Here is a 10,126-nt window from a genome sequence, read left to right on the forward strand (position 1 = left end):
TAATAATATAGGTGGCTAATAAATAATAAAAAAGTACCAATATTGATCGGTACTTTATTTGAAGGTTAGTGCATGGAGTTACATAGTTGCTAAATCTTCTTGAGTTACACTTACCCCTTTGATTTGAGCAAAAACTTTATCACCGACCGATAAATCTAACTCATCCGCCGCCCACTTGGTGATATTGGCCCACAACTGCGCTTCCCCCACCCTGAGTCGTACCTCTATACGCTCTTGTTCATCGACAGGGTGTATCTTGTCGACCTTAGCCGACAAGATATTACGAATACTGGTTTGCTCCGACCTTACCTTGGTCAATGAAACATCATTGGAATGAACACGAACCCTAACCCACTCACCACGAACACTTTGCAGGCGGTTAACCCAGAGATAAGCATCATGATTGAGCATCACTTGGGTCAACGCATAATGTGGGTGGTGATGATTAACCCTGGCGCTGAGTAGTGAGCTTTGTTCCTTCGCAGGTAGCCATGGCCTCATCTCAGGCGAACCCCAAACGCTATTGATATGCCCTGAAACCACAACCTTTCCTTGATGGATCATCGCCATATGATCAGCTAAGCGAAGGATCTCATCCAGGCTGTGAGTCACATAGACAATGGGGATCTTCACTTCTTTGGCTAATCGTTCTAAGTAAGGCATCAGCTCTTGCTTGCGAGGAAGATCAAGTGAGGCGAGAGGCTCGTCCATCAACAGCATTGATGGGTTGGATAGCAATGCTCTCCCAATGGCAACCCGTTGTTTTTCACCGCCAGACAAGGACGCAGGATAACGCTTCAACAAATGCTCAATACCCAATAACTGGGTCACTGATTGGAACTGCTCAACATTTTCTGTTTTACAGCCATACCGCAAGTTGCCAGTCACTGTATAGTGAGGAAACAGCCTTGCATCTTGAAAGACATAGCCAATTCGACGTTTTTCAGGCGGCAAATTGATCCCTGCCTGAGAGTTATAAAGAACATGTTGACCCAAGGCGATTGCCCCTGAATCAGGCGTTGTTAACCCACTCAAAACGTTAATCAGAGAGGTCTTGCCCGCACCAGAGCGGCCAAAGATAGCGGTGATACCTTGCATTGGTAGCTGAAGTTGGATGTCCATATCAAGATCACCCAGCTTTTGCCTCACATCTATCTCTATCATCTCGCCTCCAATCGCTGTCTTGCCATGCGCGAAAGCCACTCAGAAGCCAATATAGACGCAAGCGCTATCACGATAGCAATAACACATAATCTTGCTGCCTGATCTTCTGCACCAGGAGTTTCTATAAATGAGTACATCGCCAAAGGGATGGTTTGCGTTTCACCAGGAATATTTGAAACAAACGTAATGGTTGCACCAAATTCACCCAGCGCGCGGGCAAACGCCAAAATGGCACCCGTTAAGACACCCGGAAGCGTCAGCGGTAAGGTTATGGTAAAAAAGACTTTAAGGGGGCTCGCCCCTAAAGTGCGAGCTGCCTGTTCAAGCTTGTAATCGACGCTTTCGAGCGCCAACCGGATCGAGCGCACCATCAAAGGAAAAGAAACAACAGCAACGGCCAGTACTGCCCCACGCCAACTGAAACTGAATGTTAGACCAAACCATTCATAAAGAACTTTCCCTACAGCACCCTGGCGTCCCATCAACACCAATAATAAATAACCAATAACAACAGGAGGAAGAACCAAAGGTAAGTGTACTAAGCCATCTAATAGTGATTTGCCAACAAATTGGCATCGAGCCAATAACCATGCACAGATAACACCAAATGGTAAGCTAACAACCACGGCAACACTGGCTATTTTCAAGCTCAGCAATAATGCTTGAACTTCATACTCCGTCAACACTAATGAATGCCCTCGAAGCCGTATTCAGAAAAAATAGCTGCAGCGTTTTCAGAGTTAAGGAAGTCATAGAAGGCTTTCGCACTTTCACTACCCCTCCCCTCAACCATAGCCACTGGGTAACTGATCGGGGTATGACTATCTACCGGAAACTCACTGACGATTTTTACTTTGTTTGAAATCAGTGCATCTGTTTTATAAACCACGCCCAATAGCGCTTCTTGCCTTTCTACCAGTAATAATGCACCGCGTACGTTGTTTGCCCTTGCGAGAAGGCGTTCAGCTTGTTGCCACAAGCCGATATTATCCAATGCTTCTTTGGTGTAGATCCCTGCTGGGACATGATTAGGATCGCCGACAGCTAAACGAGTACCGTCTAGCGCTTTTTTCAGATCCAATGAACCATCCAAGGTAATAGTCTGCTGAGGATAATTATTGGGCGCGACCATCACTAAGCTGTTATGAAGCAACGGCTTTCTCGTTGATGCCTTAATCACTCCCTGTTCAGAGAGATAATCCATCCATTTTTCATTAGCCGATACATAGATATTAGCTGGCGCGCCCTGCGCTATCTGACGGGCTAACGCTGAAGATGACGCATACGAAACTGTCGGTTTTTCACCGGTCTTTTGCTCATAGGCTGATACCACATCATTCATTGCATTAGTCAATGACGACGCGGCAAACACAGTTACCTTCTCTGCAGCAAAAGTTGAAAAAGACGATACCGATAAACCAATAGCGACAATGGCCGCTTTCAAGCATTTCATCTTTAGATCCTACGAGCAAAAACACCGTTATATAGTAAAGTATATAACGCTAAAGAAAAATACCTAGATAGTGATAAGGATAGTGGGAAAGAAGGTAATAAACCGGAAATGCCCAAAGAAAGCCGGAAAGACTTCCAGATAGCCGAACAGCATAATGAGAATTTAACTTGTTCCTAATCATAAACTTAAGGGTCTAGCGGTCTAAAGACTTCATGGTTATGTCAAACGGGCTTTTTCAAAAACAGTTGATTTAGGCTTCGGTGGTAGTAAATGATAAAAATGAGAGAAAAATCATGTTACGCTGTCACTAGGAGTTGTGCAGTGTTTCAAAAAGTTGAAAACAGAGTTACGCCCTTAAACGTAACTTTCATTTAGACAAAAGATAGTTAGATTTACATCTCTAAGTCAGCAACTTCGTATAGGCTGAAGTTGGGCAAAAACTAGTTTGTCAATTTTTGATAAGTTGGCAGTTATTCACTGAACCGATATTGTCTTTAATTGATTTACTACTTCCTTGAAGCTTTTCTCATTCATTGATGGTAGTAAATACATTCAACCTCTGTCATCCCTTCACACTCAGGGTCTGATGACAGTTGACGAAAGTGAAGGGTTACTTCACTTTTCATTACCCTAAGAAACTGAGGGTTTGAGAGTTGAATTTGTAAGTTATTTCTATATTCAGTGATCTTCCCGCGCACACAGACTCGTTGATTTTCAAACTGATACATTTTACCGAACCTCTGTTCGAAACCCTTCAAATTATTGTTCCAACTCAAGACAGCTAATGTCTGATTTGGATAGCGGTTATCAAGATTTAAGTAATGTGCCTTTTTAGCTTTAGATACTTGAACCACTGTTCCGCATGCCATTACCATTTCACCGACATGGAATGCAGCTTTCCTTGCTTCAATTCGAGGCTCACTAGCGTGTAGCGTGAAATGATATGCCAAGAATAGCAAGCGCTAATATTAATTTGTGTTTCATAACATCACCTTTAAAAACTATAATCTGTTCTGGAGAGTTTATGATTATTTGAGCGTGTTGGTTATATGTTGATTTTTCACCATTAACGCATACTTTTTTATGTAGCATAAAATCAACAGATTAAATGTCACTTAGACCATAATTAGCGCCCAAATCCCAAAGAACAGCAAAAACAAAATTATTCCGTTGAACTCGTCGATTATATAATTATCGTCTTGTATGCTTTTGTCATACATACTTGATTTTTCGTCCCCTAAACGCTGAGCCACAAACCTGATAGGTTGGTCGTTTACACGGCAGATGCCAATTTCTCGGGATAACGTGGTAAAGTCAGCTCATTATGGTATGTTTTTAAATACGAATTGAACATCCGTCTCACCATCATAAGTAGCCAGCGCGTAAATTGCGTCACCTTCAATGGCATCAATCATGGCAGTGCCCACCATATTATTGCCCCACTTGTCCGAAGCTGCTGAAGCTGAAAATGACGCCAGGATTGCTACTGTTGCGATTACCTTTTTCATCTTATGCTCCTAACCTAAGGTGTGCAGCCATTGCTAAAATATGGTTCTGATTACAAATATGCTTGTGATTACTTAATTCTCCGTTTCTTGTTTGGTAGAAGAGCGTAGAAGACAAACACCAGTACCGGAGCTAACAAAGCGAGGCCTAAGATTGCCCCGACCATTGATGCAGTCACGGCTTCAACATAGCTTCGGCCTTTAACTTCTCGGTTGTAGATGCCCACTAGGTGAGCGAATAAGATGCAGATAATCCATATAATCGGGTTTGTCATTACTTCGCTAGCTCCTTCATTAGTTAGCATTTCTTGTTGTAGCTATCAACCAAGGTGTTAATGATTGCGTCCAGAACATCAGTGAAACACCGAAACCGAATAGACAGCCGCCAAACGTGATCATTAGGAACATTGTCAGTGCACCGCTATATATGACATATAGGCCTACCGCGATAAATAGGAGGCCAATTATCGACAGCCCGGAACGTTTCATTATGTAGTTGCTAGGTGCCTGCTTAACGGCTGCTGTGTTACCGCCTGTATACATGGCCTTTGTATCGCTGTCGTATTCAGCATTGATTAATTCGGTGCCTTCCCAACCACAACCCAAAAAGCCTTGCAGTCGGCAAGGTCTACTACGGTTTCATTGCCTTCAAAAGTTAAAATCTGATATTCGTTCCTTACTTAACTCCTAGATTTTTGTAGCATGGAAGAAAGGCACATAATACGAATGCCAGTAATGAAGAGAAAACAATAGACATAATGAACGGTTTGCCGTAACTACCGCCTTTTGGTTGAACAGACCAACTAGGTTAGTCAGTAGAGCGAATACGATTACTACTGTTAGTTGTGAAGTTGTCATTTAATTATTTCGCCGGCCCTTAATGCGGACATGATACGCTTTAAGTTGGGTATGCAAAATAACGCACTGCTATATAGTATGACGCTCTAATTACTTCTTTGATAAAAAATATTTAGATCAACGGGATAAAAACATACCTGGCACGACGAATCGGGAATAAAGACCGGACTTGGTGCAAACCATTACCTTTTCCTACTGCTGATTGATATCGACCGCCTGAGGCTTTTCTACTGGACAGAAATTCGTCTTTCGCGTTAATTTACTTTATGTTCTCTATCAAATACAGCCCTCTTATTTGATAAGCAGTAACCTTCGCAGCTTTAAGTAAACTATCGATTGTTAGGCACTCAATCTCACTTACCTTAAGTGAGAAGGGGTTTACCAAAATTTCTTAATCAATACCTCAAGCAGGATTAAGCTGATTTTCACTTTTCGATAGATCGATTAAGGGCCGGTAATTCTAATCAGCGGCTTGCTTCTTCTCAATATTTCCCACCAGCATTTATTTGCATTGACCTCTACTAGGTTACATTTAGGGTATATCCGCCCAAGAGGTGTCGATACCGAAGATCTGGTCAGCTGAAAAGCTCAAATTATAATTTTACGAGACGCAGTGACTTAACTAGTACCGTCGGTGATTCCCGCGCACGTAAAGCGCGAGACACAAGAGAATTAACCACCCAATCAGTGTCCAGCCAAAACACAAATTGAGCAAAAACATTAGTTTCGGTAGCTTTGGGGCTGGGTGCCAACTAAGTGCTCGGCTAACCATAGCATAAGGTGTAAAGTACAGTTGTAGTGCAAGCACTGCTAGAGCAAGCGGCATTGCTAAGATAGCTGTAAATATCTTTTTCATTCTAAGATTTCCAATTTAGCATCATAATCTATGTGTCACATGATCATGTCATGACCAATAATCAAGCATTTCGAATGATCACAGGTGAACTTCGACCTTGCCAACGAAGCCGCTTTTTTAGAGCAATGCACATTTAATGGATAAAAGTCTGCACAGAAAGGGGAACTTCTGAGTTACGGAATGCCAACTGTAAAGGCTCTGTACAAATCCTTGTCAACGCCCTTCCTAATTTGGCATTTAATGTATTACCATGGATATCACAAGGCGTATAGTCTAGTGACCAAATTCACTCATCCACTACACTAAAATAAATATAAAAATAAGCACTCTAACATTAACAGATGAATAAATTAAAATTAAAGTGCACTCTTACAATCCACACTGTTATCAACTAATAGTAATACGCATTATAATATCCTATTTGAGAGGTTATACACCTTTAGAATTTGACTCATTTTTATTGTCTAAGATAGTTTGCACATTTTTCAATGGTTGATTTCTATATTGCTCACATCCAGCTTTTTCTGTATCCAAGACTAACGTACCTTCAACGTCATACCATATAGATCCAAATAGAAATGAGAAATAACCATAATCAACGACTACATCGTTCAAAGCAACAGCACAAGGATGTTGTTCAATGGCATTATCAGTAGCTTCTTCTACATTCGGGATACCTATTGGAAATAAAACTACAGCAGTTTGATCAGTACCTGTTACTCGCTGACCTTCTACAAATCCTGAGCTATTCATGTTTACGTTCTTACTTGATGCTAATGTTAAATCAGCTACACGCTGTGTGCACCCTGAAGCAAATAAAGTAGCAATAAGGGCAGCGGCTAAAGATAGTCTTTTCATATAAATACCAAATACGCATTAGAGTTAAATTATTACAACGAAGCTGTTTATCGTCCGAGTATTAGCGCCGAGATTCCTTCGGAGTAGATAAAGACTTCACTTTCTACAAAACTTTTTTCATGTTGGCGAATAAGCTGAATTTGTCTCTGATACCTTTGAAAACACGGCAACAAATGACTCAATTACTGCTTGAACTTTTCGGCTGATTAGGTTTGATAATCGTAACATCGACAGTACAACTTCTAATCATTGTCGTCCGACATTTGTTTTTTCAGCATATGAATAACTTACTGAGTAAGATCCCGATCATTAGATTCAGCTACTTGTTTCAGTTTTTGCTTGAACTCTAACGGCCAGTTCATATGTACACGTTCTGTTTCCATGACAACCTCTTGGTGTGCATCAGTGTGTTCCCGTGTGCATCGAATAATACATATAGAATAATGTACTGTAAATACATTAAGTATTTAGTACGTAATATTAATGGCGAAAAAAGAAAATTATTTGATGTGAGTCAATTTTTTGCTTGTAGACAACAGATATGAGAACTTCAGGTAGTTAATCTGTCCTGCTGCATGTATTCCTGAAAAAGTTTCATTACATTATCTTCAGTTTTGAAATACGTGAGGTTAATGACGATGTTTCCATCATCCTCAATTTTCTGCGTATTCATAAATGCATCCTGACTCAGGGTAAATCCACTGCCTCCAGAATGAATCGTATTTCCCAGTCCGCTTTTTCATCGGCCTACCTCATTGATCACATATCTTGAAAGAGTGTGCACAACAAGGACTTTTAACATTAGCTAGTGCCGGGTATCGATTGATGGCGAGTACACTTATCACAACTTCTAGCACGGCTGACTTTGCAGCCTTTAGCTGTACTACAAACATAAAACTGACTGATAGATGTTAAGTCCTTCACACTGAGCTTGCCGGGTAGCTAGCTCGAAGCTGGATAGAAACGAGCTAGATTTTTGCACTAACAAGCTCCTGCTTAATTAGAAAAAGTATCTTGAAGACTTAGATACCTTGTATGCTGATTTTTCGCTTCAATATTATTTCAATAGAATTAAAATCAATATAAAACACTGTAATTAAACAGTTTTATTGTTTTATTATCGAGGTGCAGTCCTTTTTAATTATATTCCATCTAGCGTTCAGCAATAGTATTAATATGCTTTTTTGTTCTTTCCTTTAAGCGTACTAAGTATGTATTATTCCGCCATCGAAATGGCGAAGTTAACATTATCTTGTGAGAAGACGGCGCACCTTGTTTAGTTGTTCTTAGTGTAATTACTGGCGGTGCTTGGATACTAGGATGGATCGTCGCTTCTCACTTCACGGGTGTTCGTATCCGTAAGACTAAAAAGCTTCTCAAAGTGCCAACGACAGAACTTGCGTCAATTGAAGCTCAACTTATCTCTTAATAGGAAAACGAAATGAACAACTTTCTCATCATTACTAAGGGGCCTGAGACCAGAGCTATCGACGGTGATAACGCAGACACAGTACTTTACTGGGTAGAGAAAGGCTGGTCGCAGGATAAATATGTGGCGGCTATGAGTGAAGGCCATGCGGTTGACGCCTACCTTCGTGGTAAAGATGCAGCAGAGCCAACAATGGCTCATGGCTATCAAAGCACTAACGGCAAGCTGGCTGATGTAAAAGTTCACCTGTTTGGTTATGCGCTACTAATCGCTGGCTTATTCTTCGCATTCATAGGGATTAGCGAAATTGGTAGCTACAGTGTCAACTGGGAGGTCGTCTATAACTGCTTCACTGCTGCTGGCCTTGCCGAAATCGTAGCAATCATCCTGGTTATCGTAGGGCAAGTTAACGCTAAGACTGTCAAGGCACATAACCTTCTAATCGACCAATTGAACAAGTAAGGGGTAAACAAATGAACAAACTACTAATCGCTACATCTCTACTTGCTTCTACTTCGGTTAACGCTGCGACTGACCATTGGAAAACCACAAGTCGTGGAACAGGGTTCATTGAGGCCGAAGGGAATAGTATTGCTGTATACCTTCTGCCTTCTAAAACGGGGGATAGCCTGAATCTCATTCTCTCGGCTTCAGGTGTAGAAGAGTGTACCGAGGCAACAAAGAGTAAAAACATTGGTATCTGGTCAGTTAATGGTAAAGACGTATTCTTCACCGAAAAATGCGCTGGGCCTGGTGTGATCGCATTTTACCCGAAGTCGGTTAAAGGGCTTCAGTACCTAGGTAAAGAATTTATTACTAAGAATATGGTAGTAATTACTGATAACGGCGGGACTAGCGTTTCTTACTCAACTAAGGGTTTTACGGCAATATTTAACAAAATGGCAGGTGCTCTTTAGTGCTGTAGAGGCTGAGCAAGACAAAATATGGAAACAGAACGAAATCGATATCCTGAATGGGTCATTTAAATCCTCTAGATGGTCAAGTGAGGAACTCAGTCCAGAGTGGTTATTGATTCCGCCAACAAATGGGGGGCTCGTTGCGGTGCCCAATTTAAATTAAGATTAGAGCAAGGAAACAAGACAATGAAAACACTACTTAACATAGCTATTAATTCAATTTTATTCCTATTCGGAGCCGCGTGCTTGATCGCGACAAAGGACAATATATTTAACTACCTGAATCAAGGGTGGGATGGATACTTAACTAATTCGGCACTTCTCGGATGTACATTCCTTGTCACGGTCGGCCTTTACTATGGAAAGAACAAGCTATTCGCTAAGTGGGGTAAGCAATGAAAAGATTAGTCATAGCTGCACTGCTACAAATCGTTATGGTGGCTCAGCCAGTTAAGGCCGAGAACTGGACACTAGATCTAACCAGAATGCTAAACAAGTCCATGATTCAGGCTCAGGGCACTGTATTATCGGATGAGATAACCCTATCCAATGTGCTGGTCAACCATTTCGGTAATAAGATAACCATAGTATACAAATACGAAACGAAATATGTTGAGGTTTACGACGGCGAAACCAATAAAATTATAGCAAGCCAATCCCAGTTTACTTGCAACAAGGTCGCCCCAACATTATTGGCATTCGATAATGTTAGCGAAGTTAAGCTTGCTCATCAGTTCCAATTGGATGAGTTAGCAGGGTTTGAAATTGTTGAGTTCGCCCATAAGTGCAAGTAGGGAAGATAGATTTGAATTTCGGCTTTATCCTAGTGAACATACCTAGTAAGTTGGCCATACACTACTTTTTTTGGTTAACGCTTATTACCTCGTAGATAACGGGATCGTCGTTTTGGTGCAGCAGCAATGAAGATTGGGTTACCTCTAGTCGCGACACTGGGTTAATGCCTTTACCAGCCATCGAAGGCTACATAAAACCTGCCCGATTAATTCAATGAGCCCTGGCATTTAGTCATTACTTCCAAACTGGCTTAGTCACTGCTTTAAATAAATGGGCTATGAAACTTTGATC

Annotated in this window: 9 protein-coding genes; 3 read left to right on the forward strand and 6 right to left on the reverse strand. The window is 41.3% G+C overall.

All coding sequences use genetic code 11. The features are described 5' to 3' along the window. Positions 1–78 precede the first annotated feature (78 nt). The 6 genes from modC to BIZ37_RS27600 all read right to left on the reverse strand — a co-directional run bounded on the left by modC (position 79) and on the right by BIZ37_RS27600 (position 6,694). Positions 79–1,164 (reverse strand): molybdenum ABC transporter ATP-binding protein ModC, encoded by a 1,086-nt coding sequence (modC, locus tag BIZ37_RS27575; RefSeq protein WP_187464255.1) that lies wholly within the window; start codon positions 1,162–1,164, stop codon positions 79–81. Further along, positions 1,161–1,850 carry a molybdate ABC transporter permease subunit gene (modB, locus tag BIZ37_RS27580; RefSeq protein WP_187464256.1) on the reverse strand — a complete coding sequence of 230 codons (690 nt, stop codon included), beginning with the start codon at positions 1,848–1,850 and terminating at the stop codon, positions 1,161–1,163. Before modB ends, modC begins: the two co-directional genes overlap by 4 nt. Then, the gene (modA, locus tag BIZ37_RS27585) at positions 1,850–2,617 is read right to left on the reverse strand and encodes a molybdate ABC transporter substrate-binding protein (RefSeq protein ID WP_187464257.1); all 768 of its coding nucleotides are present in this window, start codon (positions 2,615–2,617) and stop codon (positions 1,850–1,852) included. The genes modB and modA overlap by 1 nt, the downstream gene beginning before the upstream one ends. A 1,322-nt stretch (positions 2,618–3,939) precedes the next feature. After that, positions 3,940–4,125 (reverse strand): hypothetical protein, encoded by a 186-nt coding sequence (locus BIZ37_RS27590; RefSeq protein ID WP_187464258.1) that lies wholly within the window; start codon positions 4,123–4,125, stop codon positions 3,940–3,942. A 68-nt stretch (positions 4,126–4,193) separates the two neighbouring features. Beyond that, entirely contained in the window at positions 4,194–4,397 is a 204-nt protein-coding gene (locus BIZ37_RS27595; protein WP_187464259.1) for a hypothetical protein, read from the reverse strand. Positions 4,398–6,265: 1,868 nt separating this feature from the next. Beyond that, a complete protein-coding gene (locus BIZ37_RS27600) occupies positions 6,266–6,694 on the reverse strand; it encodes a hypothetical protein (RefSeq protein WP_222939865.1) in 429 nt (142 codons plus the stop codon). A gap of 1,441 nt (positions 6,695–8,135) precedes the next feature. Between BIZ37_RS27600 and BIZ37_RS27605 the strand changes: the two genes are divergently transcribed. The 3 genes from BIZ37_RS27605 to BIZ37_RS27615 all read left to right on the forward strand — a co-directional run bounded on the left by BIZ37_RS27605 (position 8,136) and on the right by BIZ37_RS27615 (position 9,834). Continuing rightward, entirely contained in the window at positions 8,136–8,585 is a 450-nt protein-coding gene (locus BIZ37_RS27605; protein WP_187464260.1) for a hypothetical protein, read from the forward strand. 11 nt (positions 8,586–8,596) lie between these two features. Beyond that, positions 8,597–9,040: a hypothetical protein gene (locus BIZ37_RS27610; protein WP_187464261.1), complete on the forward strand. Its 444-nt coding sequence runs from the start codon at positions 8,597–8,599 to the stop codon at positions 9,038–9,040. 395 nt (positions 9,041–9,435) lie between these two features. Continuing rightward, on the forward strand, positions 9,436–9,834 hold the full coding sequence (locus BIZ37_RS27615) for a hypothetical protein (RefSeq protein ID WP_187464262.1): 399 nt from the start codon (positions 9,436–9,438) through the stop codon (positions 9,832–9,834). Positions 9,835–10,126 lie beyond the last annotated feature (292 nt).

The sequence above is a fragment of the Photobacterium sp. BZF1 genome (assembly GCF_014349205.1).
GTDB lineage: Bacteria > Pseudomonadota > Gammaproteobacteria > Enterobacterales > Vibrionaceae > Photobacterium.

Bases quoted from the DNA above. Each gene is read 5' to 3' on its own strand.
- BIZ37_RS27610 (WP_187464261.1), top strand. From the start codon at position 8,597: ATGAACAAACTACTAATCGCTACATCTCTACTTGCTTCTACTTCGGTT.
- modC (WP_187464255.1), bottom strand. From the start codon at position 1,164: ATGATAGAGATAGATGTGAGGCAAAAGCTGGGTGATCTTGATATGGAC.
- modA (WP_187464257.1), bottom strand. From the start codon at position 2,617: ATGAAATGCTTGAAAGCGGCCATTGTCGCTATTGGTTTATCGGTATCG.
- BIZ37_RS27600 (WP_222939865.1), bottom strand. From the start codon at position 6,694: ATGAAAAGACTATCTTTAGCCGCTGCCCTTATTGCTACTTTATTTGCT.
- BIZ37_RS27605 (WP_187464260.1), top strand. From the start codon at position 8,136: ATGAACAACTTTCTCATCATTACTAAGGGGCCTGAGACCAGAGCTATC.
- BIZ37_RS27595 (WP_187464259.1), bottom strand. From the start codon at position 4,397: ATGACAAACCCGATTATATGGATTATCTGCATCTTATTCGCTCACCTA.
- BIZ37_RS27615 (WP_187464262.1), top strand. From the start codon at position 9,436: ATGAAAAGATTAGTCATAGCTGCACTGCTACAAATCGTTATGGTGGCT.
- BIZ37_RS27590 (WP_187464258.1), bottom strand. From the start codon at position 4,125: ATGAAAAAGGTAATCGCAACAGTAGCAATCCTGGCGTCATTTTCAGCT.